The 25498-nt window shown below is 41.9% G+C and carries 27 protein-coding genes; 11 read left to right on the forward strand and 16 right to left on the reverse strand.

Features of this window, described 5'->3' with window-relative positions; all coding sequences use genetic code 11:
• Window positions 1-398 precede the first annotated feature (398 nt).
• The gene (locus tag MPH60_RS18460; RefSeq protein WP_081088496.1) at window positions 399-563 is read right to left on the reverse strand and encodes a YvrJ family protein; all 165 of its coding nucleotides are present in this window, start codon (window positions 561-563) and stop codon (window positions 399-401) included.
• 156 nt (window positions 564-719) lie between these two features.
• Between MPH60_RS18460 and MPH60_RS18465 the strand changes: the two genes are divergently transcribed.
• On the forward strand, window positions 720-1343 hold the full coding sequence (locus tag MPH60_RS18465; RefSeq protein ID WP_241592830.1) for a sigma-70 family RNA polymerase sigma factor: 624 nt from the start codon (window positions 720-722) through the stop codon (window positions 1341-1343).
• Window positions 1336-1554 (forward strand): hypothetical protein, encoded by a 219-nt coding sequence (locus tag MPH60_RS18470; RefSeq protein WP_241592828.1) that lies wholly within the window; start codon window positions 1336-1338, stop codon window positions 1552-1554. Before MPH60_RS18465 ends, MPH60_RS18470 begins: the two co-directional genes overlap by 8 nt.
• A gap of 55 nt (window positions 1555-1609) precedes the next feature.
• Here MPH60_RS18470 and MPH60_RS18475 read toward each other — a convergent pair whose 3' ends face one another.
• The 3 genes from MPH60_RS18475 to MPH60_RS18485 form a co-directional block, all read right to left on the reverse strand.
• The gene (locus MPH60_RS18475) at window positions 1610-3979 is read right to left on the reverse strand and encodes a penicillin acylase family protein (protein WP_241592826.1); all 2370 of its coding nucleotides are present in this window, start codon (window positions 3977-3979) and stop codon (window positions 1610-1612) included.
• Window positions 3980-4251: 272 nt separating this feature from the next.
• On the reverse strand, window positions 4252-4689 hold the full coding sequence (locus tag MPH60_RS18480) for a hypothetical protein (protein WP_241592823.1): 438 nt from the start codon (window positions 4687-4689) through the stop codon (window positions 4252-4254).
• Between the two features lie 175 nt (window positions 4690-4864).
• The gene (locus MPH60_RS18485; protein WP_241592822.1) at window positions 4865-5728 is read right to left on the reverse strand and encodes an STAS domain-containing protein; all 864 of its coding nucleotides are present in this window, start codon (window positions 5726-5728) and stop codon (window positions 4865-4867) included.
• Between the two features lie 145 nt (window positions 5729-5873).
• On the opposite strand from MPH60_RS18485, the gene MPH60_RS18490 reads away from it, so the two are divergent.
• The gene (locus MPH60_RS18490) at window positions 5874-6017 is read left to right on the forward strand and encodes a hypothetical protein (protein ID WP_241592820.1); all 144 of its coding nucleotides are present in this window, start codon (window positions 5874-5876) and stop codon (window positions 6015-6017) included.
• A 107-nt stretch (window positions 6018-6124) separates the two neighbouring features.
• On the opposite strand, the gene MPH60_RS18495 is transcribed toward MPH60_RS18490, so the two are convergent.
• The 4 genes from MPH60_RS18495 to MPH60_RS18510 form a co-directional block, all read right to left on the reverse strand.
• Entirely contained in the window at window positions 6125-6454 is a 330-nt protein-coding gene (locus tag MPH60_RS18495) for a hypothetical protein (RefSeq protein ID WP_241592819.1), read from the reverse strand.
• A 100-nt stretch (window positions 6455-6554) separates the two neighbouring features.
• On the reverse strand, window positions 6555-7745 hold the full coding sequence (locus tag MPH60_RS18500) for an MFS transporter (protein WP_241592818.1): 1191 nt from the start codon (window positions 7743-7745) through the stop codon (window positions 6555-6557).
• A 151-nt stretch (window positions 7746-7896) separates the two neighbouring features.
• Entirely contained in the window at window positions 7897-9219 is a 1323-nt protein-coding gene (locus MPH60_RS18505; RefSeq protein WP_241592817.1) for an APC family permease, read from the reverse strand.
• 374 nt (window positions 9220-9593) lie between these two features.
• On the reverse strand, window positions 9594-10421 hold the full coding sequence (locus tag MPH60_RS18510; RefSeq protein ID WP_272492834.1) for an undecaprenyl-diphosphate phosphatase: 828 nt from the start codon (window positions 10419-10421) through the stop codon (window positions 9594-9596).
• 153 nt (window positions 10422-10574) lie between these two features.
• Here MPH60_RS18510 and MPH60_RS18515 point away from each other — a divergent pair, with 153 nt between their 5' ends.
• Entirely contained in the window at window positions 10575-11318 is a 744-nt protein-coding gene (locus MPH60_RS18515) for a glycerophosphodiester phosphodiesterase (RefSeq protein ID WP_241592816.1), read from the forward strand.
• Window positions 11319-11378: 60 nt separating this feature from the next.
• Here MPH60_RS18515 and MPH60_RS18520 read toward each other — a convergent pair whose 3' ends face one another.
• Complete coding sequence (locus MPH60_RS18520; protein WP_034310322.1) at window positions 11379-11588, reverse strand: alpha/beta-type small acid-soluble spore protein; 210 nt, start codon at window positions 11586-11588, stop codon at window positions 11379-11381.
• A 166-nt stretch (window positions 11589-11754) separates the two neighbouring features.
• Here MPH60_RS18520 and MPH60_RS18525 point away from each other — a divergent pair, with 166 nt between their 5' ends.
• Window positions 11755-13041 carry a glycosyl hydrolase family 18 protein gene (locus MPH60_RS18525; RefSeq protein WP_241592815.1) on the forward strand — a complete coding sequence of 429 codons (1287 nt, stop codon included), beginning with the start codon at window positions 11755-11757 and terminating at the stop codon, window positions 13039-13041.
• Between the two features lie 244 nt (window positions 13042-13285).
• Window positions 13286-14278 (forward strand): potassium channel family protein, encoded by a 993-nt coding sequence (locus tag MPH60_RS18530; RefSeq protein ID WP_241592814.1) that lies wholly within the window; start codon window positions 13286-13288, stop codon window positions 14276-14278.
• Here MPH60_RS18530 and MPH60_RS18535 read toward each other — a convergent pair.
• From MPH60_RS18535 to MPH60_RS18545, 3 genes are all read right to left on the reverse strand, one after another.
• Entirely contained in the window at window positions 14275-14679 is a 405-nt protein-coding gene (locus MPH60_RS18535) for a YugN-like family protein (protein WP_137016332.1), read from the reverse strand. The two genes, MPH60_RS18530 and MPH60_RS18535, sit on opposite strands and share 4 nt — an antisense overlap.
• Before the next feature lie 201 nt (window positions 14680-14880).
• Window positions 14881-16227: a glucose-6-phosphate isomerase gene (locus MPH60_RS18540; protein WP_241592813.1), complete on the reverse strand. Its 1347-nt coding sequence runs from the start codon at window positions 16225-16227 to the stop codon at window positions 14881-14883.
• 147 nt (window positions 16228-16374) lie between these two features.
• Window positions 16375-17538: an iron-containing alcohol dehydrogenase gene (locus MPH60_RS18545; protein ID WP_241592811.1), complete on the reverse strand. Its 1164-nt coding sequence runs from the start codon at window positions 17536-17538 to the stop codon at window positions 16375-16377.
• A gap of 203 nt (window positions 17539-17741) precedes the next feature.
• Between MPH60_RS18545 and MPH60_RS18550 the strand changes: the two genes are divergently transcribed.
• The gene (locus MPH60_RS18550; RefSeq protein WP_063234087.1) at window positions 17742-17975 is read left to right on the forward strand and encodes a DUF378 domain-containing protein; all 234 of its coding nucleotides are present in this window, start codon (window positions 17742-17744) and stop codon (window positions 17973-17975) included.
• Window positions 17976-18130: 155 nt separating this feature from the next.
• Here the strand turns inward: MPH60_RS18550 and yugI are convergent, their stop codons facing one another.
• A complete protein-coding gene (yugI, locus tag MPH60_RS18555; RefSeq protein ID WP_034310304.1) occupies window positions 18131-18535 on the reverse strand; it encodes a S1 domain-containing post-transcriptional regulator GSP13 in 405 nt (134 codons plus the stop codon).
• Between the two features lie 345 nt (window positions 18536-18880).
• On the opposite strand from yugI, the gene MPH60_RS18560 reads away from it, so the two are divergent.
• Both MPH60_RS18560 and MPH60_RS18565 read left to right on the forward strand, forming a co-directional pair.
• A complete protein-coding gene (locus tag MPH60_RS18560; protein ID WP_241592808.1) occupies window positions 18881-20224 on the forward strand; it encodes a sodium-dependent transporter in 1344 nt (447 codons plus the stop codon).
• Between the two features lie 140 nt (window positions 20225-20364).
• A complete protein-coding gene (locus tag MPH60_RS18565) occupies window positions 20365-20718 on the forward strand; it encodes a helix-turn-helix domain-containing protein (protein ID WP_054398881.1) in 354 nt (117 codons plus the stop codon).
• Window positions 20719-20875: 157 nt separating this feature from the next.
• Here MPH60_RS18565 and MPH60_RS18570 read toward each other — a convergent pair whose 3' ends face one another.
• Window positions 20876-22045: an aminotransferase gene (locus tag MPH60_RS18570; RefSeq protein ID WP_241592806.1), complete on the reverse strand. Its 1170-nt coding sequence runs from the start codon at window positions 22043-22045 to the stop codon at window positions 20876-20878.
• Window positions 22042-22542, reverse strand: coding sequence for an Lrp/AsnC family transcriptional regulator (locus tag MPH60_RS18575; protein WP_241592804.1), 501 nt, complete (start codon window positions 22540-22542; stop codon window positions 22042-22044). The genes MPH60_RS18570 and MPH60_RS18575 overlap by 4 nt, the downstream gene beginning before the upstream one ends.
• Window positions 22543-22826: 284 nt before the next feature.
• On the opposite strand from MPH60_RS18575, the gene MPH60_RS18580 reads away from it, so the two are divergent.
• Window positions 22827-23669: an alpha/beta fold hydrolase gene (locus tag MPH60_RS18580; RefSeq protein ID WP_241592803.1), complete on the forward strand. Its 843-nt coding sequence runs from the start codon at window positions 22827-22829 to the stop codon at window positions 23667-23669.
• Window positions 23670-23936: 267 nt separating this feature from the next.
• On the opposite strand, the gene MPH60_RS18585 is transcribed toward MPH60_RS18580, so the two are convergent.
• Window positions 23937-24197 (reverse strand): DUF1871 family protein, encoded by a 261-nt coding sequence (locus MPH60_RS18585; RefSeq protein WP_241592801.1) that lies wholly within the window; start codon window positions 24195-24197, stop codon window positions 23937-23939.
• Between the two features lie 93 nt (window positions 24198-24290).
• Between MPH60_RS18585 and MPH60_RS18590 the strand changes: the two genes are divergently transcribed.
• Window positions 24291-25475, forward strand: a complete 1185-nt coding sequence (locus tag MPH60_RS18590) for a MalY/PatB family protein (protein WP_336275674.1) — start codon at window positions 24291-24293, stop codon at window positions 25473-25475.
• Window positions 25476-25498: the final 23 nt, after the last annotated feature.

Raw genomic sequence — 25498 nt, forward strand, 5'->3', positions numbered from 1 at the left:
TTCCATATTATCAGTTTATTACCAAAAAAAATAAGAAAAGCAGCATCCTTTTACTCGGATGCCACTTATTACCATAAGTTTATTGATGATGTTGTTTTTTTAAAAGTATTTTCACTTTAATCCATAAAACTAAAATCGTATGAGGGGAGGATTTCCTATCTAATTCCATTGACGGATGAATTATAGTAGTAAAATGATTCCAAATGACGATTATTTTTTACCTATTTTGTGCTATATTCCAAATAATGGTTTACCATTTTTTATTTGAGTTTAAGGGAGGGGTGTTTGCAAAGTCTTGAGTTTCAGATAGTACCCATTTCTTTATACCCGAATTCCGGACCCTTTTTTGAATGGAATCCGAAATTCGGTGTTTATCACCTGGCACATACGTCCTGAGGTTATCGTTTTTTCGTTTTATGAGCGGACTTTTTTAAGTTCTCTACGTCCGTTGTCAGTTCTTTTAATTGTTTACCGAAGCGGAAGAGCAAAAACATAGAAACGACGAATGGATAGCCAAATTCGCTAACTAATGAAACCCACATAGTAGCATCCTCAATCATCATCCTCTTCACCCCTTTTCTTGTATCTGATATCTAAAGTGAAACTTGTTTTAAAAAATCAATCTAGCACTATTGATTCATGGAAAAAAGAACGAATGTTCGTATATAATTGATTTATTCCCCTTGTCTATCACTTTATTAATTAAAGGAGGGATAACAATGAACCAATTGACTTCTCATTTTTTTTCTCATTCATTGGAGTTTCTGCAACAACAGTACTCATCTTTCTTTGAACAACCGATCATTCAAGTATTTTTACAGAACCCAGAGCATTTAAAGATTTTCACGGAAACTCTTGATTCCCCTTCTTCCCACAACATTTGCCATCTCAACGAGACTTTCAAAATTTTCTATTACCGGGCTAAAGTTTACAAATACATGTGCTCCTTAATTTACTTTTTCTCTGTTGATTTTGATAAAAGGGCACGGAAACAGCGGGAACGCTATCGAATGGTCCTTGATGCGACACCAAGGGATACTGGCGGATTGATCGATCGAATCGGTACGATGGACGGTCAACTTGAAAAGATGGGGGAAACGAATGACCTCGCTTCACACATAAGTGATGAAGAGATGATAAAAGCCTTGAAAAAGTTAACAACCAAACAAAGTCTGGTGCTCACCATGATCTTTTCCTACGGCCTATCAAACAAGGAAATTGCTGCATATTTCAATGAGTCGCCACAGAATATCTCAAGCATCCGTAAACAAGCTTTAAAAAAACTGCGAAAGCACTATATGGATGAGGTATATGTTAGAAAGGAGAAAAGCCATTGTGGATAAAAAACTGTCAAAAGAAGAATTGTTGGATCTAATCGACTCTTTGAATCCTAAAATAAAAAAATCGTTAAAAAACACGAACTATCAAGACCGGAATGATCTGGAGCAAGAAATTAAACTCAAGATCATTGAATCATATGAAAAAATCGCGGCAATCGAGGCCCCTAATTTTGAGGAGTTCCTTGCAGAATTCCTTACTAAGCAAAAACATTGAAAAAGTACCAAGTCCAGAGCAAGAATGCTGGGCTTGGTACTTTTTTTTCTGAATATCAGTATGTTGGTTTCAATGTCAGCGTATCACCTTTTGGATCGTCTAAAGTGGTTTTATGATAAGTACCTTCTGCCCAATCATCAAGCTGATCGTGATACCACTCACTTTTCACGTTACCTGATTGACCCGGGCCAACGAGGTGATATCCTTGATTCATGTCGGCTAGGTCGATGACAAATCTCCAGGAGCCGCCATGATTAACGGTTCCATCATCTAAAAATGCAGCCGCCTGTACGGTGACACTGCTGCCCCCTACCGGCATTCCGCCGCCGCTGTTAAATAAATAATTTAATGGGGCGACACTCGATAGCGGGTGGTTAAACCTGACCTGATGATAGTCTCCCCATTCCCAATCGGCTATATCGTCACCTTGTGATTCTTCAAGTTCCGTTAAGGTCTCCTGCAGCGACTTGGCAAGCACTTGCTCAAGTCCGCCCGCCTCTTCAATCCAAGGGCCCGGCTTACCGTCCAGTGCCCTCCTTAGTAGTTCATCTACGGCCGAACGCCTTCCATTAAAGAGGTTGAGGGTTTCCTCAGGTATTTCTTCCTTAAGCAGAACATCACCTATTTTTCGCATCCAGACATTAAAAATCATCGGTGCCGCTTCATCAACGGCATCAATATGATTCCATTTTTTCAGAATCGTTAGTGCCTGGTCTTCCTGTTTCCCCCATGGACCTTTCAATACTTCTACGAATTGAGGAACGAACTCCTTGGCTTGCAAATTCACTGTATCCATCTGCAGGCTTTGCATATCCTCGGCCGTAAGCTTTTTATTGGCTTTTAAAAACTCCTGTATCCTCATCTGACGGTACGGCTGTGCCCAGTTATTGCTGATGTGGTAAGGATAATCATCTGAGATGACTTTATTATTCGCTGTCGAAATGAATCCCTCTTCCGGATTCACCGTTTTTGGAAGTTCATCAAAGGGAATATAGCCTTTCCACTCAAATTCATCAGTCCAGCCAGGTACAGGCAGCATACTATCGCCTTTTTTCCTGATTGGGATTTTCCCATTCGCCTTATAGGCAATGGTCCCGTCGACTGAGGCAAAGACGAAATTCTGGGCCGGTGTTTCGAATTGCAAGAGGGCCTTTTCGAATTCTTTCCAGTTTCCCGCTTTATTCATATTCAGTACCGCTTCAAGCTCGGCAGATGGATCGAGTGCCGTCCACCTTAATGCAAGCACAGTATCTTTTCCGCTTTTCCCGGCAAACTCGGAGACAACCGGTCCATGGCGGGTAACCGTCACTTTATAGTCGAGTGTTTCCCCATCCTTCACCTTGATGGGTTCGTCCAAAATTTCAGCTTTTTCCCAGTTACCTTTGTAGGAGAATTCTTTCTCATTTTCCGGGTTTCTCCTCTCAATATAAAGATCCTGTACATCCGGACCGGTATTGGTCACACCCCAAGCCACCTTTTCGTTATGACCGAGGATGATTCCCGGAATACCGGCAAAAATAACACCGCTCACATTGACCGACGGGGCCTCCAAATGCATTTGATACCAAACGGACGGTGTAGCTAATCCCAGATGGGGATCATCGGCCAATAACGGCTGACCGGAATCCGTTTTCTTGCCTGAAACTACCCAGTTATTGCTGCCGTTGAATTCATAAGGAATTACGGCCCCGGCAAAACTTCTTTCAATATCCAGTTCTTCCTTGCTGATGATATATGGAGCGCTCTTTGGATAATTAGGGAATAAATCATATGCCTTTTCCTTTGGGAACGTTTGCAGCAAATACTGCCTAAACGCCTGATCTTCCCAGTTCCCGCCTAAATCAAATGCCATATATTTACCGATGGTCAGCGAATCGACGGGTGTCCACGGCTCTGGTTCGTATCCAAGCAGTGTGAACTCCGCCGGCCATTTCCCACTCTCCTTCAATTCATTGATATAAAGATTTACCCCCTCGGCAAACACATCCAAGGCTTCTTTCCCGTCACTAGTATATGCTGCATAAGAGGCTTCAGCCGCCCGCCTCAACCCTAGTGTACGGAAATACTTATCGTTTTTGACGGTTTTCTCACCAATCACTTCACTCAATCTTCCAGAAGCCTGACGCCTGCTTAAATCCATTTGAAATAAACGATCCTGTGCTTGGATATACCCTTGGGCTAAATACAAATCATGTTCATTCGCTGCTTTGATATGCGGGACCCCGCTTGAATCCCTCACTACCGTAACCGGTTTCAAAAGACCTGGAAGCGATATTTCCCCCTTCGTTACCGGCAAGGACCTTGAAAGAAATACATTTGCAGCAATCAAAACAGACAGCAAAAGTATCATCACGATTCCAAAACTCCATAGCACCCGCTTTCTCCACTTCCGTTTTGGCTTTTGCTGAGGTACGGCAACTTCCATCGATTCATCTCCCTCTCTCCCCATAAAACTCTCTTTCTTTCTATTTAAGATATTCCGCGTTTCCACCCATCTTTCCTACCAACATCCTTACATTCTCTCTTTTTATTTCAGTAAGGCTGGAAAGGTTCAAGGACGAATTTTTCCTGCGCAAGGTCGACTACCACACAAGGCCAGGATTTTCCCCACTAGTCGAATTACTACTGCGAAATTGCTCCGATAAACATTAAATCAATGCAAAAACACCGATACAATGTATCGGTGTGGCAGGGATGCTAGCTATTTGCAATAATGTATTCAATGACTTTATCTACATCGTCTGTATAAAAGAGAGCTTTATCAAAGTCATGGGCCGCCTTCGTCTCGGCTTCCATGTATTCTATCGGAGAGAGGAGACCAAGTAGCCTCTTCCATTTATGAGTTTTCTCGAGAAGTTTTCTTTCCTTTTTTATATCCTCTGGTATGAATTCATTAATGATAAAACATGGGTCGGAAAATGAGGGGTCCCGAAAACGCTCGTTCAAGGCTCGCAATTTATCCCGGTCCCATTCGACCCTTACCAAGTCCGATATGACCGAGACATTTTGGACCGAGTCGAGGATTCGTTTGGACAAAACATCATATTCTTCGTCCTCCAACCCTTTATCCGTCATGATTCCTACACAATACCATTTTTCGTTATGATCAGGTTCGCCCTTTTTCTTGAAAAACACTCTTCGTCCACCTTCCTTACACGCTTTACATTATTCACGTTACTTAAATGAAAATCAACATGCCCTCACGCCATTAACTATATCATGAAGAAATATTGATGGACGATAAAGTATGAAAGCTTCCTGGGAACTACATGACATAGAAAAAAAAGATACCCTAAAAAGGATACCTCCATCATACTGGCTTAAGAGCCAGCCCTCTTTGTTTAAACAGATATTGCAGTGCCTGCCTGAATGATAGGAAGGCTTTTACCTGATTTACGAAATCAAGTTTGACGATCTCTTTCACTGCATCAGGTGTAAAGCCGACAAACATCGTTTCCGTACCCATCAACGCCAGTGCCCCCACTAATTGATCCAGCAGGGAGAGCATGTTGCTTTCCTTCGTAAAGGTAATTCCGGAAAAATCCATGATTAATACTTCTGCATGCAGATCTGCACATTTTTGCAGTACCGTCGATTGCATCGACTCCATTCTCCAATCGTCAATTCGTCCGATCAATGGTAAGAGCAGCACATCCTTTAATACGGTCTGAACAATCGGGGTGGACAATTCTTCCATGACTTCTTGGTTTTCTTTTATCTTCTGCAAAGAATCGTTTGCCATTTTCGCCATTTCTTTATAATGATTCACGTAACTGATACTCACACAGTGTATGAACTGGTCCAGGATTGCATCAATTATCGAGCTTGCCTTTAGCAGAATTTCAATCGAGTAATAGCGATTGCTTACTTCTTCTTCAATGAAACTCCAGAAAAGGTTACGCACAAGCTGAGCTTCCTCAATATTCTTATCTAAAGGAATGCCCATATCCACGATGCGCTTACCTATTTCCATACCCGTTATTTTCATACTTTCCATTGCTTGTGCCTTTCCATGAATCAAGGCATCTGCATGAATTTGAATAAGCTTTGACCGTACCTCTTTACTGGTTTCAAAATCATAGAGCGGTTCCTCTTCTTCAAACAACTCGATATGCTCCACTAAGATATATTTAAATTTTTCAATTTTTTCACCGATCATTCTTAATTCTTCCATGTAGACCTCCCATACAGGGCTTTTATCACATTTTATCAAATAATGAATGGTTAAGGATATAAAATCCTTCTATTACCAATATGATAATAGACGTTTACCCTTTTCTTTATAAGGGTATTATGATATATGACTTGGAGGGATTATCATGAAAAAAGATCAACAAGACTTCGAATCTGAAAACATGAGCGATCTAGTAGAACTCATAAACAGTAAAAATAACAGCCGAAGAATCTTGGATGTACTTCGGCGTAATAAAAAGGATAAAAGTAAAAGCAAAGATAAAAAATGAAAAAACCCAGTCCAAAATGGTCTGGGTTTTTGAGTGGATAAAAATAAAGAGCCGGGTTTGTTTATTAAGCAAACCCAGCTCTTCCGTCATTAACTATTGAAAAGCCACTACCTTTTTCTCCGAATTTCCTTCACATGGTTTCCTTCAGTGGTAATATAGACTGTTTCATCAATTTTGTATGTTAAATAACGGTCACAATCAATTTCCAACGTTTTCCCATTGTCGAATTTCATTGCGCAATTGGATCCCTCTTCGGTTTCCGTCACATCAATGACTTCGTTCGTCTTAAAACCGACTGCCTTGCCATCGGAGAAATGCGGATAGTATTTTTCAACTATCTGCACCTTTTGCAATCTCCCAGGACTTGTTAAGTACACAACGAATAATATAATTAAAACGGCTATTAACCCAATGAGAATTACTGCTTTTCGTTTCACTCTATCTATTACCCTCTTCTCTTATCAATCTATTATTCAATATCCATTTTCACCAGATTATATTCAGGATTCCGGAAAAACATGATAAAAAAGATAAACTTTATTTAACGATTTTCTTTTCAACGATCATCACACAAGCGGCAGCCAGGATGATCAGGATCGATACAGCCGAGATGACCCCTCCCCAGCCGAACTTCATCAGGAATAAACCGCCTGATGCCCCCACTATACTTGATCCCGCATAGTAAAACAGGAGATATAATGCGGATGCTTGTGCCTTTTCACTCTTATCTGCCAAACTGCCGACCCAGCTGCTCGCAATGGAATGGGCTCCGAAAAAGCCAAATGTAAACAGGGCAAGCCCCATTATTTTCAGCAAAAGCGGATCCAATAAGGTTAAAAGGGCGCCCATTAGCATGATTGCGATTCCGGTAAGAAGTACAATCCTCCGAGTATATTGATCGGCGAGCTTTCCCATCCATGTAGAACTAAATGTCCCCACAAGATAGATTATGAAAATGAAGCCAATCAATGTTTGTGATAAATGATATGGCGGTCCCATTAATGGAATACCCACAAAGTTATAAACGGTAACGAACGAGCCCATCAATAGGAAGGCCATGCCGAATAAGAGTACTAGTCCGCTATTCCTTAAGTTATTGATTAGGGAGGTTTTGATTCTCGACAATGAGACTCCTGCGCGGACGGCATGCTGTGAAGGCGGAAGCATCCACCAAAATGCCAGACTGATGATCAAACTTAAAGCTCCAAGGCTTCCAATCGCTATGTTCCATGAAAAATGGTCTGTCAGCACGCCGACAATCAGCCTTCCAGCCAATCCGCCGATACTCGAACCGCTCACATAGATCCCCATTACATAGCCAAGGCTTTTCGGATGAAACTCTTCATTGATATAGGCCATCGCAATGGCCGGGAAACCTGCAAGCACAGCTCCTTGAATCGCCCGTATCGCAATCAGGATGTATAGATCATCCTGGATGAAGCTGACACATATGGATAACAAAGCAGACAGAGTGAGCGCCGTCCCCATTATTTTTTTTCTATCGATATTTTCTGAGAAAAAAGAAACAAGCAATAAACAGAGTGCAAGCGTTCCTGTTGCGAAAGATAATGTAAGGCTTGCCATTGCAGGTGAGACTCCGAATTGCTTTGCGAAAACCGGAATGACCGGTTGGGTACTATACAGATCCGCAAACGTTACAAAGCTACCAAGAAATAAAGCCAAGATTGTTTTCCTGAATGATTTACCAGCAGGCTCGATATAATTCACTGTTGTTCAGACCCTTCACTATTTAACTTTCCCCCTATGTTAATACGAACTTCGCGAGTTGTCTATTTCGTCACTTTTGTCCAAAGGGAAAGTTATGTTCCAGCAATTCTCAAAAAAAACCCTTCACTGGCATGCAGTGAAGGGTTTTTCATTAATATGACCGTTTATCATTCCGCTCACTTTTTTTAAGGAGCCAGTACACAGGCATTCCTATAATGAGGATGATCACCGAGTACAGAGCATTTAAAGGTGTTTGGATTAAGGTGCTTAAAACAATGTATATTGCACCAGCAATCGCCACGATGGGGATGAATGGGTAAAATGGCACTTTATACGTTTTCGCATCCGGATCTTTTCTGCGTAAGATGAAGACCGCGAAGAAGGCTAATCCATAAAAACAGAAGACAGAGAATACGGCCATATTGGTAAGTTTGTCAGGGTCTGTTGCAACCATCATGATGATTGCAATGATCACTTGCAATACCGTGGCATTTATAGGCGTTTTGAACTTGGGCGATATTTTTCCGATTTGTTCATGGCCTGGTATCATTTTATCAGTCGCCATCGCCAAGGTAATGCGCGGAAAGGTCAAAAGCTTTCCGTTCAAGCAACCGAAGATTGAAATCGCTATTCCGATTGCTATCAATTTCCCGCCCAATTCACCGAATAGCATCGTGGCCGCAACGTTCGCGGCATTCGTACCATGAGCTATGACTCCCTCTGCTCCCAATACAGAAAGCATCGCAAGGTTCACAGCCAAGTAAGCGACCATGACCACAACCAATCCCGTTATGATTGCTCGCGGCAGCGTTTTCTGCGGGTTTTTCATTTCCCCTGCCATGAAGCCGACATTCATCCAGCCATCATACGCCCAAAGCGTAGCCAAAATCGCACCGGCCATACTGATTTTCATTGAACTTTCACTACTGATATTGAATACAGGCATATCACCTTGCGTGATACCGAACACAGCTATGAAAATGATTGGGATCAATTTAGCAACGGTCGATATGGTTTGGATAATACCGCCGTATTTTGTTCCCAGAAGATTCATGCCTGCTATGAATACAATCGTAAAAATCCCTATTGCCAAAGTGTAGCCTGAAGCGATATTAAATATTCCTGCAACTAATATGCCGAAGTATAAACTAAGTGCACCCATGACTGCAGGTCCATATACCAATGTCTGAACCCAGCCGCATAGGAATCCCCATGCTTTTCCGTACACTTCTTCCATATAGACATATAAGCCGCCCGTTTTAGGAATCCGGGTACTCACTTCGGCAATCGTCAACCCGCTTGCAAGGGTAATGAGACCGCCTATCAGCCAAGCTAATAAGGCCATGGTGGAATTACCGCTTAACTCAAGCACGTCACCAGGTCTCATGAATATACCAGAACCGATAACCGTTCCAACTACAATAGATGTTCCAACCCAAAAGCCAATCGTTTTCTTCAATTGGTCATTTCCCATGTTGTCCTCCCCAGGTGTACACATGTACTTTATTTATACTAAAATTATATCATATAAATTATACGGAAATAGTTTATGTAATCATTTGAATATTGCAAAAAATATCCAAACACGTTGGTATCATTACGCTCAGGGAGCTTTATTACATTTATATTTTTTTTACTAATTATGTCTGAAACTGCACTAAAAACCGAATATTTTTTCATCATAAAAAGAATTATTGATATTTAACATTAAAATAACGAATTAAAAACCACAAAACTAAATTATCATTCGTTAATGATTTTATGGCAATCCTACTTATTTTCGGACACACAAAAAACCACCCCGAATCAACGGGATGGTTCCTCTCCTCTTTCAAGCTTCATTTCGTATTACCATATAATGAATAGAAGCACAACCGCCAAGACAATCCGGTAAATGGCAAAAGGAGTCAATTTAACTTTATTGATTAAAATCAAGAAAAAGCGGATACAGAATAATGCAAAGATAAATGCACTGATGAAACCTGCAATAAAGAATGGCAGAACTTCAGGTGTGAAGTGTTCCCAGTATTTCACAATTTTCAACAGACTGGCACCAGCCATGATCGGTACGGCCATGATGAACGTGAAATCGGAAGCAGCCCGATAGCTCATTCCCAAAAGCACTCCACCGGAAATGGTCGAGCCTGAACGCGAGAATCCTGGCCATAGTGACAAACATTGAATCAACCCTACACCGAAAGCTTGTTTATAAGTGATTTGGTCAACCGTTTCTGCAGTCAGCTTTGGACGGAATTTATCCGCAGCAATCATCAGAAATGCACCCAAGAACAATCCGACGATAACTGTCTTCATCGTAAATAAATGATCATCAATGTAATCTTCGAATAATAGACCTAAAACGCCAGCAGGTAACAATCCGACAAAGATCTGCAATAGGTTAAGCTTTGGGCCTTTTACAGCAGATGTGCCTTTCAGCTTCCTTAAACCAAGCAAGTCCATGAAACGTCCCCAGAAGAGCACGACAACGGCGAGTATCGAACCAAGCTGGATGACCACCTTAAAGGCATTGGCTACTTCACTCCCGAAAAGCTCAGTTGATTTCAGCCATAAATCATCGACGATAATCATATGCCCTGTAGACGATACAGGAGCAAATTCAGTTAATCCTTCTACAAGACCAAGGATAACTGCAACAAAAATTTCCCACATATTCATTTTATTCACCTCATAATTCGAACACCTATTTATGGAAATATCATATGTATTTTACTCGTTGTTTAAAATATTGTCTATTAAACATTGCTGAAACAATTTAGTGATACATGTATGATAGGGTTCAAGATAAAGTTTAAAGGGGAAGTGATGATTTTGCAAAACATACTTATTTTCGCTCATAGAGGGTCCAAGGGGACGCATCCTGAAAATACCATGGCAGCATTCCAAAAGGCGGCAGAAATCGGCGCCGAAGGAATCGAGTTCGATGTCCACCTCAGTTATGACGGGGAATTGGTCATCATCCATGACGAAACACTTGATCGAACGACCACCCTTACTGGTTATGTAAAGGATCATTCAGCCCAAAAACTGAAAACGGCTGATGCCGGAAGCAAATTTTCCAATGAATTCCTTGGGGAGCAGATTCCCTTTTTAAGGGACGTTTTCGACTGGGCTATGGGAAATGCTTTATTGATGAATATCGAAATCAAAACGGATAAACTCGCTTACGAAGGAATCGAACAGAAGATCATTGATTTAATTCGTCAATACGGAATGGAAAATCGGGTGATCCTCTCTTCCTTCAACCATCAATCCATTGAAAAAGTGAAGATGCTTGCCCCAGACCTTGAACGTGCATTATTGTTCGAGGGGCTTCCTGAAAACTTCGAAGAAATCTTACGTAATAAAAAAGAATCGGGTTTTCATCCAGATAAAAAGAGCCTGACTCCAGCAGTTAAAGAAAAAGCGAAAAAGCTTGGATATAAAATCCGGCCTTGGGTCGCCAATGATGAAGCCGATATCGTCAAGATGGCAGAGTTGGGAGTCGACGTCATCATGACCGATTTCCCTGAAAAGGCAATCAAGATTTTAAAAGCTTGGCAGTCACATGGCTGAACAATGCAAAAGAGAAGGAGCGATGCTCCTTCTCTTTCAAATCCATATTTATTCAATTAATTAACGAGAAAAGTTTGAACCGCCTAGTTGTTGTTCAGCCATTTGAACCAAACGTTTTGTGATTTCCCCACCAACAGATCCGTTAGCGCGAGAAGTAGTGTCAGCACCTAGGTTTACACCAAATTCACTAGCGATTTCATTTTTCATTTGTTGAAGAGCTTGTTCTGCACCAGATACTAAAAGTTGATTGCTGTTATTGTTGTTTGCCATGTGTTTTCACCTCCTACTAATATTAATTAGCATTTTAAGCTTAAATTATTATTGCCAATTTATTGTATTTTTTTATCTGTGTTTCTCTCAACCATAAGCTCTTTATCATGAATTTCTTTTTATGCTCATAAACTGTTAGGAAACTTTCAGTAGGAGGGAAAAGAAATTGCAAATACATGTGGTTAGGCCAGGCCAGACGTTATATGGCATCGCCCAGACATACAGCGTAACCGTTGACAGGCTCGTTGAATCAAACAAGATCCCTAACCCAAATAATCTTGTTTCGGGGCAGGCTCTTGTCATTCCAATCGTCGGCAGTTATTATTTCGTTCAACCGGGTGATAGTCTTTATTCCATTTCGCAAAGGGTTGATGTCCCTGTTCAAGAATTGGCAAATATAAATGGCATTTCCGAAAATCAAGTCCTATCCGTTGGATACCGGCTCTATATTCCGGCTCGGAAGAAAAGGACAGCAGAATTCAACGGCTATGTCGAGCCGAGGGGTACGACGGTTGCACCGGCCCTTGAGACGGCCGCCAGGGAAGCTGCGCCCTATTTAACCTACTTAGCCCCTTTCAGCTTCCAGGCGCTGCGGGACGGCTCCTTAAAAGAGCCATTACTCAATGAATTCCCTGCCATCGCCAGGGAAAATAAAAATGTCCTGATGATGGTGATCACAAATCAGGAGAATGACCAATTCAGCGATGAACTCGGGCGTATCATCTTAACGAATACTTCCGTTCAGAATAAGTTCCTGAACAATATCGTTACAACGGCAAAGAAATATGGTTTCCGCGATATCCACTTTGACTTTGAGTATTTACGGCCGGCCGACAGAGAAGCCTATAATCAATTTCTCCGAAAAGCCAGGGATCGCTTCAAGAAGGAAGGATGGTTCATTTCCACTGCTTTGGCCCCTAAAACAAGTGCTGAGCAAAAAGGCCGTTGGTATGAGGCCCATGACTATAAAGCACATGGTGAAATCGTCGACTTCGTCATCATCATGACATATGAATGGGGATATAGCGGCGGACCCCCAATGGCAGTTTCACCTATCGGACCTGTTCGGGATGTTCTCGAATATGCCGTCACCGATATTCCATCCAACAAGATCCTGATGGGGCAAAATCTATATGGCTATGATTGGACCCTCCCTTTTGTACAGGGAACCACCGCCAGGGCCGTGAGTCCGCAGCAGGCCATCCAGATTGCTGCGGACAATGATGTTTCCATCGAGTATGATGAAACCGCACAGGCCCCGCACTTCAATTATACCGATATTGAGGATAGGCAGCATGAGGTATGGTTTGAAGATGCCAGATCCATTCAGGCAAAATTCGATTTACTCAAAGAATTGAACCTAAGGGGGATGAGTTATTGGAAGCTGGGCTTAGCCTTCCCTCAAAACTGGCTGCTAATTAGTGATAACTTCAATGTACGGAGAAGGGTTTAAGAAAAAATAAAGGAATAACGAAGCTCAAACGGGCATATAATCAATCATCGAGCATGAAGTCCATTCAGGATACGTGACTCAGCACTAAAAGCCTTCCGACATCTTCCGGAGGGCTTTTATCATTTACCGTAATTTGACAGGCAATATGGCGATATTCATCATTCAAAGTTTGTCTGTCCGCACCCTTATGAGCCAAGCCTTTTTTGACCATACTATAAAGAACAGCTCAAAGGGTGTGAAAAAAATGATTCGAATCGGTTCATACATCAGTACCGTTCCCAGATTTCCGCGTTTCATCAGATTGCTTTCTATCATCGCATTATTTTTATTTTCATTCGGGGTCTTGATCCATATTGTAGAGCCAAAGAGATTCCCTACTTTACTTGATGGCATCTGGTGGGCAATCGTGACTATGTCAACAGTGGGTTATGGAGATTTCACTCCGGTGACCAATCTTGGAAAAATCATTGGGATAGTCCTCATTTTGTCAGGCGCAGGCCTGATCACCTCTTATTTTGCGTACATCGCTAAAATTTCCATATCCAATGAACAGCAATTTCTAACAGGAAAAAAAGTATTCGGCGGCGGCGGACATATTATCATCGTGGGCTGGAATGGCCGTTCCAAGAGAATCATCCAAAACATTCATGATCGTAAACACCATCAACCCATTGTCCTTATCGATGATACACTGCAAAAGCACCCGCTTCCAAGAACGAATATCCACTTTATCCAGGGAAAAGCTACATTGGATTCCGTTTTACAGAAAGCCAATATTAAACAAGCCATGCGCGTCCTGATCACGGCAGACCTTAAACAAGACGAGCTGCAAACGGATATGTTCTCAATCTTAACGTTACTGGCTGTAAAAGGTCTGAACCCTCATGTGTATTGTCTTGTGGAAATATTGACGCATGAACAAAAAGAAAATGCTTTACGGGCCGGAGCGGACGGTATAGTCGAAACGAATAAATTTGCGAGTGAATATATGCAAGAGTGCTTATCAAAGGGGATCATCGTGGAAGCAGAAGAACAAAAAGATCAGGATGGATTGAACCTCAAACAGCTGCCCATCCAAGATGACTGGGTGGACTTGACGTTTAAACAGTTGAACATAATGCTATTCGATCAAGACATTTTATTGGTCGGCATCATTTCAGGAGGCAAGACCTTAATCAAGCCCCCTGGAGATGTAATCATACATCGTGATGACACTCTGCTCATCATTGATGATTAATGTAATAATAGCTTTTCCAAATCACGGACAAGCGTTTTTCCATATGAAATATAGTTTTCCGGAAATTCGGCATCCGGATTTTCAGGCTCGGCGAACTGATTGAAGGAAGCGGAGAGGTTTCCGATATTCCCTTCATCATCAATCCCGTCCTCGTACTTATGAGATAACAAAAACGGTTGTAAAAGTTCAACCATTACCCCGTCCTGATCGAGTGAACCATCAACAGCCTTGAAAGGGACTCTCAAGAATTGGTAGCCATCACTGTCATCAATCTTATAATCAAAAGAACCGTGGTCATAATCCCATCCTCCGCCAATCGCATATCCTTCCGGTTTTAACTTCGTCTCCAGATCGAACAAACCGAATGTTTTCCCTTCCAATTGAGAAGAAATTTTAATCATTGTATAAAACCTCTTTCGCTAATTTTCTATTAGCTTAACCAAAGTACCATAAAAAAACCCGGCCTATTTTTCCTTCAATTGGACAAAAGGAATGGGAGTTCTTTTGTGAAGTTTCATTCTCTTCTCCTGACACTAATTTAGCTTTTCAAACAGAAAAAAAGGCATCATGCTGGATGTAATTCCAGCTTGATGCCTTTTTTATTATAAGCGCTGTTCAAGCTCAGCTTTTTTCTTTTCATAACCCGGCTTGCCTAAAAGAGCAAACATGTTCACCTTATAAGCTTCCACTCCAGGCTGATCAAATGGATTAACACCCAGTAAGTATCCGCTCATCGCACAAGCTTTCTCGAAGAAATATACAAGGTAGCCAAAAGTATAAGCATCGAGTTGCGGAACCGTTACGATCAGGTTTGGAACGCCACCGTCCGTATGGGCTAACAGCGTACCCTCAAATGCTTTATTATTCACGAATTGCACCGATTCGCCTGCAAGGTAATTCAGGCCATCCAAGTCATTGGCCGCTTCTTCAATCGAGATTTCATGACGGGCCTTTTCCACTTTGATGACTGTTTCAAAAAGGTCACGCCTTCCTTCCTGAACATACTGCCCTAATGAATGCAGGTCAGTCGAAAAGTTGGCCGATGATGGGAATATCCCTTTTTGATCCTTTCCTTCACTTTCTCCAAATAATTGTTTCCACCACTCAGAGAAGTATTGAAGTCCAGGCTCATAGTTTATCAGCATTTCAATCGTTTTCCCTTTATTGTAAAGGATATTCCGAACCGCCGCATATTGGTAAGCCTGATTCTCACCTAGCTCGGAAGAACTGAAGTCGACCCTAGCACGCTCGGCTCCCTCCATGATTTGATCGATATCCGCCCCGCTGACCGCAATCGGAAGCAGTCCTACAGCCGTTAAGACCGAGTAACGTCCGCCAACATCATCAGGAATGACGAAAGTTTGGAAACCTTCCTCCGTCGCTACCGTTTTTAATGCGCCCTTTTCTTTATCAGTGGTCGCATAAATGCGGCTCTTAGCTTCTTCAACACCGTATTTTTGTTCCAGCAGTTTCCGGAAAATCCTGAAGGCCAATGCGGGCTCCGTGGTCGTACCGGATTTTGAGATGACATTGATCGAGAAATCCCTATTTTCCAATAGGTCCATTACGTCCTGCATATATGTAGAGCTTATATTATTACCTACAAATAAAATTTGCGGTGCATTTCTTTTATCCGACGGTAAAATGTTATAAAAACTATGTTGAAGCATCTCAACTGCCGCTCGTGCTCCCAGGTATGATCCGCCGATACCGATAACCAGCAGAACATCTGAATCTTCTTTTATTTTCGCTGCCGCTTCTTTGATCCTTGAGAACTCTTCTTTATCATAATTGGCGGGTAAATCAAGCCAGCCAAGATATTCATTGCCTGCCCCTGTCTGCTCATGCAGGGAATGGTGTGCCACTTTTACAGCATCCTGTAAATAGGTAATCTCATGCTCCCCGAAAAACGGCAGGGCTTTTGAATAATCGAAACGAATATGGGCCATTCAAATTCCTCCTTGAATTCTTTAGTTTCCCTTTCACTTTATCTGATGTAATTCTCATAATCAAGAAATCGATCAAGTAAAAAACGAATTATCCCTATAAAGTAATCTCCCACCTAATAAGGCGGGAGAAAGGATCCTATCACTTTTTTATAATGAAGCCCGTAAAATGGCAAGGACATCTTCACGGTTCAGGACTTTGAAACGTCCAAATTCCCCTCTGCTCATCGCTTTATCAGCCATGACTTCCAATTGTGAGTCATCGATGCCATAGTCGGAAAGATTGGTTGGCGCCCCTAAGCTGCTCCAAAATGACCTAAGTCTTTCAATGCCTTCAAGGGCCGCTTCCTCATCCGATTTACCTTCCGGATCCACATGGAAAACACGGACTGCAACTTGTTTAAAGCGTGCGACATTTTCATGGAGCACATGCTTCATCCAATTAGGGAATAAGATGGCCAATCCTCCTGCATGCGGGATGTCATAAACAGCTGAAACGGCATGTTCAATGTTATGCGTTGCCCAATCACCGCTATAACCAACCCCAAGCGACCCATTCAAGGCTAGGTTTCCAGCATATAGAATAGTGGCCCGGTGCTCGTAATCTTCCAGGTTTTCCAATAACTTAGGTGCGGTTTCAATAACCGTAGATAACAGCGATTCACAAAAACGGTCTTGAAGCGGCGCATGCGTTTCAGGATGGAAGTACGTTTCGAATACATGTGACATCATATCGACCATTCCGTATACCGTTTGATTTTTTGGTACCGAAAACGTATTTTCAGGATCCAAAATGGAGAATTGCGGAAATACCAATGGACTTCCCCATCCATATTTTTCTTTCGTTTCCCAGTTTGTTATGACAGATCCGGAATTCGCTTCAGAGCCGGTTGCCGCTAAAGTCAGCACCGTTCCGAATGGAAGGGCCTGTTCGACTGGTGCCTTCTTGATGACAAGATCCCATGGATCGCCCTCATATTTAGCACCTGCAACGATGGCCTTTGTAGCGTCTATGACGCTTCCTCCTCCAACTGCAAGCACAAAGTCGATACCATGTTCTTTACAAAGGTCAACACCTTTTCTGACCGTCGAGATACGTGGGTTCGGTTCAACTCCAGAAAGTTCGTGCACCTCTGCATCGATTTCTTTCAAGGCATTGACCACTTTTTCATATAAGCCATTTTTCTTTATGCTTCCCCCGCCGTATACAAGTAAAACTTTATCGCCATACACAGGAATTTCAGCTTTTAAGCTTTCAAGCTGACCTTTCCCGAAAATTACTTTAGTAGGATTTTTATAAGTGAAATTTTCCAATGGATATCTCTCCTTTATGCCGCATTGACTCCGTTTTTGAATTGTCGACAGTGCCAAGTGCTAGTATTTCTTTTATTCATTATGACCAATGTTCCATTTAAATACAAAATATCCGCCCGGAACTTTTGAGTAGATGTATATTTACATGATGAAAAAGCATGATAAGTAAAGAACTGATTTTTTCAAAAAAAGGAGGCTGTACAATGAGTGGAATACAAAGAACTGCACTTGTTCTTACAATAATCGGGGCAATCAACTGGGGTTTAATAGGTTTTTTCCAATTTGACTTGGTGGCTTCGATTTTCGGAGGGCAAGATGCTGGATTGGCCCGTATCGTTTATGGATTGGTTGGAATTGCCGGTCTCATTAATCTTGGTCTTCTCTTCAAACCAAGTCCTGAAATTTCCAGAGAGCCTGAAACCAAACCGACTCGTTGAGATCATGACAATGGACAATGTTTCTATTCGATAAAATAAAGCCGGACCATGGATAAACACATGACCCGGCTTTATTTCATTCATATGTCCCGCTACCAGCCAGGACAATGTACAAAAAAACCGGCTGATCTAAGGATCTGCCGGTTAAAAAAAAATTATTTTTTGATTAAGTCTTCGCGTTGAGATTGTTCAATCCACTCTTGAAGTTTGTCTTTCAATGTGTTGAAACCTTCAGTAGATTCGATGTGAGATGTCGCTTTAACAGATGCTTGGCGTTTTTTCGGAGCTTTTTTCGGAGCTTCAGTACGCTCAGGAGCTTCTTCTGTAGCACGGATCGATAAGCCGATTTTTCCAGCTGCTGAATCGATGGAAAGCACTTTAACTTTCACTTCATCGCCCACTTTTAAATGTTCGTTGATATCTTTAACGAAGCCGTGAGTGATTTCAGAAATATGAACTAAACCTTGAGTTGATTCATCTAGAGCAACAAATGCACCGTATGGTTGAATACCAGTAACTTTACCAGCAACTACCGCACCAATTTCGAATTTTTCAGACATGGTAACACTCCTATTTTATATATATTTTTTCGTCTTTTCACGCAATAAAAAATTATATCACATAATTGGAAAATAATCAAAGTTAAGTATACCATACTTTTTAGGATTTTACTCATTAAAAATGTTTGTTTTTTGGAAATAATAAATATTATAAGATCTTTATTTATAACTTATCCTAATAATTTGCAAATAACCTCTATTTCCCTTAATATATTTACTCATTTTTCTAAAGATTGTAATATTAAAACACTATTCAATTCCACATAATCATAGTAAGATGAGAAAATGTTTTAAAAATACAATATGCAGCTAGATATTTTTTACATCTAAAGGAGTTTTTCCATCATGTCAAAACAAGATCAATGGACTTCAAAACTTGGGTTCATCCTGGCAGCCGCTGGATCCGCAATTGGATTGGGTGCCATTTGGAAGCTCCCATATATGACCGGGCTAAATGGAGGAGGGGTCTTTTTCCTGCTCTTCATTTTATTCACCCTGCTTATCGGTGCACCGATATTAATAGCGGAATTCACGATTGGCCGCAATGCACAGAAAGATGCCATTAGCGCATATAAACATATCGCCCCGGGGAAGCCTTGGGCATTGATCGGATATGGCGGTGTCGTCGCTTCCATCATTCTGCTTTCCTTCTTCAGTGTTGTCGGAGGCTGGATCATCTCTTATTTAGCCAGAAGCTTTACAGGTTCCCTCTCAAACTTGACTCAAGAAGAATATGGAAACTTCTTCAATAAGATAATCAGTAATCCTTATGAAACGGTTATCGCTCAGTTATTATTCATGGTCTTTACCATTTGGGTCGTACAAGGCGGCGTTTCCAAAGGAATTGAAAAGGCGAATAAATATATGATGCCTTCCTTGTTCATCCTTTTCATCATTCTTCTCATCCGTTCCTTGACACTGGATGGAGCGATGGAGGGTGTTAAATTCTTCTTGAAGCCGGACTTTTCCGCATTAACAGGGGAAACGATCCTATTGGCACTGGGCCAATCCTTCTTTGCACTAAGTGTTGGTGTTTCCGTGATGGTAACCTACGCATCCTATTTAAGCAAAAAAGAAGATATTACAAAATCGGCCTTTTCGGTAGTTGGACTGAATATCTTCATTTCATTGCTGGCAGGTTTGGTCATCTTCCCGGCCGTTTTCGCACTAGGCTTCAGCCCTTCAAGCGGGCCTGGACTGGTATTTGTCGTGTTGCCAGCCGTTTTCAATGAAATGGCGCTTGGCGGGATCTTCATGTTCATTTTCTTCATATTATTATTATTTGCCACCCTTACGACGGCATTCTCCATTCTAGAAATCGTCGTTGCCGCCATGATCAAGGGGGAGGCTGCAAAGCGTAAGAAGGCTTCTTGGATAGCTGGTATCACCGTTTTCTTAATTGGGATTCCAAGCGCATTATCATTCGGGGTGCTTTCGGATGTGAAGATATTCAATTTATCCATATTCGATTTCGCTGATTATCTGACAAGCAATATTGCGCTGCCAGTCGGCGCCTTGTTCATATCCCTTTTCATCGGCTATCAAATGAAAAGGATCGAGGTACAAAAGGAGTTCGAAACCGGCGCTGATCCCGGCCGATCACTTTTTAAACTTTGGTACTTCCTGATTCGCTACATCGTGCCGATCATGATCATACTCGTATTCCTTAAGTCAACTAATCTCATTTAGCATGCAACTTGCCGTTTCGATATTTCTCGATGCGGCATTTTTTTCACAAAACCTACATATTCCGTTCCTTCCATTAAGTAATAATATGGTAAAATAATGACATAATAAAAATATATTTCCTGAAAAAGGAGTGTCAGACCATGTCAAATATCGCGAAGAATATCCGTCAATACCGAGAAGATCACAACCTAACTCAACAGGAACTGGCTTTGAAATTACGAATCGGCACGAAGAAAATCGAAAAGTATGAATCGGGTGAATCGGTTCCTGATACACAAACCATTTTACGGCTTTCCACGGTTCTTGACATTCCGGCTTCAGAATTCCTGAAGGATGCCCAGACCGGTAACGCCGCTGGTATCGACGAGGACATAAAAAAATTGATTGAAGAAATCGGAACCAAAAAAGCGGAGCTCATTCTAAGAACAGCCAAGGACTTTAGCGAAGAACAAATTCTGAAAGTTATGCATACTTTATATAATACACAAGCTTAATGCAAAAAATGGGTCGTAGTATGTGTATTTTTTTTCTGGGTACTGGATATACTATGATTAACACTTTCTATGTTAATCCATTAGATTAACTCTTTTTTCTAATTCCCCCTATGGAAAGGGATCCGGCTGTAAAGACCGGATCCCCATTTTTTTGCTTTTATTGGCAATGATTCTTCATGAAACGTTCCATTCTTCTGAGTGCCTCCTGAAGCTGTTCCATGGAGGATGCATAAGAACAGCGGATATGCCCCTCACCGCTTTCCCCGAACACATCTCCCGGTACAACGGCAACAAGTTCTTCCGTCAGAAGCTTTTCAGCAAATTCCATCGAAGTCATCCCCGTTCTTTCGATTGATGGAAAAGCATAAAAAGCCCCGCCGGGATTATGGCAATCCAGCCCCATATCGTTAAATGATTTCACGATATAATTTCGTCTTCTCCGATAACTGCGACGCATTTCTTCCACATCCTGCATACCGTTCTTTAGTGCTTCCAATGCAGCATGCTGCGCAACGGTCGGCGCGCACATCATCGCATATTGGTGAAGCTTAAGCATCGCTTCCGAAATTTCCTTAGGCGCACAAACGAACCCAAGACGCCATCCAGTCATCGCAAACCCTTTCGAAAACCCATTGATGACAATTGTCCGCTCAATCATGCCGTCAATGGCAGCAAAAGAAGTGAATTCCTCATCATAAGCAAGTTCAGCATAGATTTCATCGGAAATCACCAGCAAGTCATGCTTTTTAACGATGTCAGCAAGCATCACTAATTCTTCCTGCCCAAGCTGGGTTCCCGTCGGATTATTCGGTGAACAAATTAAAACGGCCTTCGTTTTAGGCGTGATCGCCGCTTCGAGTTGTTGGGGAGTCAACTTAAAGTCTTCTTCCTTGGATGTTTGGACCGTGACCGGTATTCCCCCTGCCATGGTCACAAGCGGTGCATAGGCAACGAAACAAGGTTCGACGACAATGACTTCTTCACCTGGATTCAAGATGGTCCTCAGGGCAATATCAAGGGCCTGGCTTGCTCCGACCGTGACAATGATTTGATCGTCCGGTCTATACGAAACATGGAACTGCTTCTCCATATACCGGCTGATTTCCGACCTTAATTCAAATAATCCGGCATTTGCCGTATATGAGGTATATCCTTCCTCCAAGGAATTGATCGCCGCTTCCCTTACTGCCCAAGATGTAACGAAATCCGGTTCACCCACACCAAGAGATACGACCCCTTCCAAATTGGCTGCCAAGTCGAAAAAGCGGCGGATGCCTGATGGTTTAAGCTCTGCAATCGTTTTTGAAACATAACTCGTTTTAATCATGGTGACACCACTATCCGCTTATCTTCTTCAGTTTGATCAAAAATGGTGCCATCATGCTTGTATTTTTTCATGATGAAATGAGTCGTCGTAGAAATGACGGAATCCAGTGTCGAAAGTTTTTCCGAAACGAAGCTTGCCACTTCATTCATCGAACGCCCTTCGACAATGACCGAAAGATCATAAGCCCCTGACATTAAATAAACGGACTGGACTTCTTTGAATTTGTAAATCCTTTTTGCGACCTCATCGAAACCGACACCGCGTTTTGGAGTGACTTTTACATCGATCATCGCTGTGACACCATGGTATTCATCCACTTTTGCCCAGTTAATGACGGTTAAGTAACGTACAATGACCCGCATATCTTCTAATTTCTTCAATGTTATTTCAATGTCCGCTTCTGATTGATCGGTCATTTTAGCCAAATCCTTCAGATCAATCCGGCTGTTATTTTCAATGATTCTCAAGACTTCCAATTCCTCTTCATTCAAGTGCATTGGAAAACCCCCCTTTTGGAATTCACTAATTTAGATGTGATGGTTCGGCTGGCAGATAGTCTCACGAATTACCTTATTAGACTCTTTTAAAAATCCTATATGACAATATAATTTAATAAGTCCTATGCTGTCAGGATAAACTTACACTATTATATCAAAATTGGTTGGTGACCTGTTATAGTAATTGTGTTTTTTCATCGTTATTATTACAATTACTGTTATGCAACAGTATTAAAGGACCTATTTTGGAATATTCAGGGACCAATAACGGAGGAGGAACTTTTATGGAAAATCATACAATCAAAGGTGTCGAACGGGTGGGTGACATCGAAATCTATTTTGAATATGACCGAATCGATGATTCCCTCCCCAACCTTGTCCTGCTTCATGGATTTTTGTCATCGAGCTTCAGTTTCCGTAAATTAGTCCCCTATTTAACCAAGGAATACAATGTGATTTCCATAGACCTCCCGCCATTCGGGCAAAGCGGAAAAGATTATCGATATACATATTCATTCCGGAATATCGCTAAATCCGTCGTTCTATTCTTAGAGGGAAAAAGCATCAGGAAATTCAGTATCATCGGCCATTCAATGGGCGGACAGATTTCCCTGCAGCTCATCAAATCATACCCTGATCTTGTCGACCATGCCATTCTACTTGCCGGTTCAGGCTATCAGCCCGGATATTCGGAAAAAATGAAGCTGGTCAGTTACCTGCCTTTCTTTTCATACGGGATAAAACGGTATCTGCAAAAATCGGGTATCGAAAAAAACTTGAAAAATGTCGTCCATGACCCGGCGATGATTGACGATGAAATGCGGCAGGGATATCTAGGGCCATTCATTAAGAAGCATGATATTTTCCGGGCATTGGGGAGGATGCTTCGAGATAAGGAAATCGATTTGTTGAAGGAGGACCTTAGTGATATTCATACACCATGCCTGCTTATTTGGGGAAGGCATGATCGAGTGGTACCTTTAAGTATTGGCGAAAGGCTCCATGAAGATCTGCCTAATTCCGAACTTGTTGTCATTGAGGATACCGGGCACCTTCTTCCAGAGGAGAAACCGGAAGAAGTGTATCAATTAATTAAGGGGTTTATAGGAGTGGCCACCCCAACGTAAACTCACGAGTAAATCACCAAAACTCACGAGTAAATCGTCCAAAATCACGAGTAAATCGCACAAACTCACGAGTAAATCGCACAAACTCACGAGTAAATCACCAAAACTTACGAGTAATGGCCCATCTCACGAGTAAATCGCACAAACTTACGAGTAAATCACCAGAACTTACGAGTAATGGCCCATTTCACGAGTCAGATGCACAAACTATAAGTATAAAAAAACGCAAAAAAGGTGCCCCTGTTTTGGGTACACCCTTTGTCACCTTTAGATCGAACAGCTCGCATCATTCTTGATGATGAGTAGCTTTTGAGCAACTTCCATGCACTTATCGATCTGAACGGATTCATCGAACGAGAACTCATAAATGGATTTTATCTTTTCCGCCAGTTCCTTTGGATCATCTATATCCCGGATTGCTACGACCGTATCGGCAATTTCAGGCTCATATAGATCCCATCCTATCTTGAAAGGGTCCCATTCTTGCATAACGGCAACCAACGCTAAATTCATTTGCTGTGTATCCATAAAATCATCACCTGCTCAATATTTTCAAAGAACATGATATCATAGTATCATAACAACAGGCTTTTCGCGAAGACGACAAATTTTTATTCGGTGGTGGATATTTTGAACAAGTCAATATTTGAAGAACAAATCAACAGGGAAAATTCAGGGTCTGCAAAATGGGATAAAAACTTCCTGACATCCTTATATGGGCGCGAGGATGTCCTGCCAATGTGGGTTGCCGATATGGACTTCCCATCTCCTGAGGCCATACAAAAGGCATTGATGGAACGCTTGAATCATCCGATTTTCGGCTATACCGTCCCTTCTGAAACGGTCTTCACTGAAATTCAGAGCTGGCTTAGGGACCGGCACTCCTGGCAAATCGATAAAGAGTGGATTTCATTCAGCTCCGGCGTCGTTTCCGCAATCGGTACAACGATTCAAGCATTCACGAATCCGGGCGATAAAATATTGTTACAATCTCCCGTTTATACACCATTTTTTGATATGATCAAAAATAATGACCGGGAAGTGGTCAATAGTCCCCTTATCATGGATAAGGACCGCTTTGAGATTGATTTCACTGATTTTGAGGACAAGCTGAAAAGCGGAGTGAAACTATTCCTTTTTTGCAGTCCGCATAACCCCGGCGGACGCGTTTGGACAAAGGACGAACTCTTACGGATCGGGGAGCTATGTGAAAAATATGATGTAGTCATCGTCAGTGATGAGATACATGCTGATTTATTCCATACAACATCAAGGCATTATCCGATCGGCTCGCTTTCAGAAAAATTGGCGGACATGACCGTTACATTGATGGCGCCAAGCAAAACATTCAATATTGCCGGCCTTCAGGCTTCATTCCTGATCACAAGTAATGAAAAATTACAGAAGCAATTGCAAAAGGCGCAAACGAAACTGGCCTTCCATGGTCTCAACATCTTTGCCTTAACAGCAATGGAAGCCGCGTATCGTGAGGGCTTGGAATGGCTTGAAGACATGATTGGCTACATTGAGGAGAATATAAAAGTGGCAGAGGAATTCATTGCAGCCGAAATACCTTCACTCCATGTCATGCATCCGGAAGCCTCTTACCTGTTATGGATTGACTGCCGTGACCTTGGATTGACCGACAAAGAAATCAAGGATCGGCTGATTCATCAAGGGAAGCTCGCATTGGAGCCTGGATCTAAATACGGACCTGGCGGAGAAGGTTTCGTCCGAATGAATCTCGGTTGTTCACGCACCGTCCTGATGGATGGGCTAAACCGTTTGAAATTGGCTTTTTCTTAAATAAAAGAAGAACCAGGCTAAGA

The organism is Peribacillus sp. Aquil_B1, assembly GCF_022603275.1.
GTDB lineage: Bacteria > Bacillota > Bacilli > Bacillales > DSM-1321 > Peribacillus.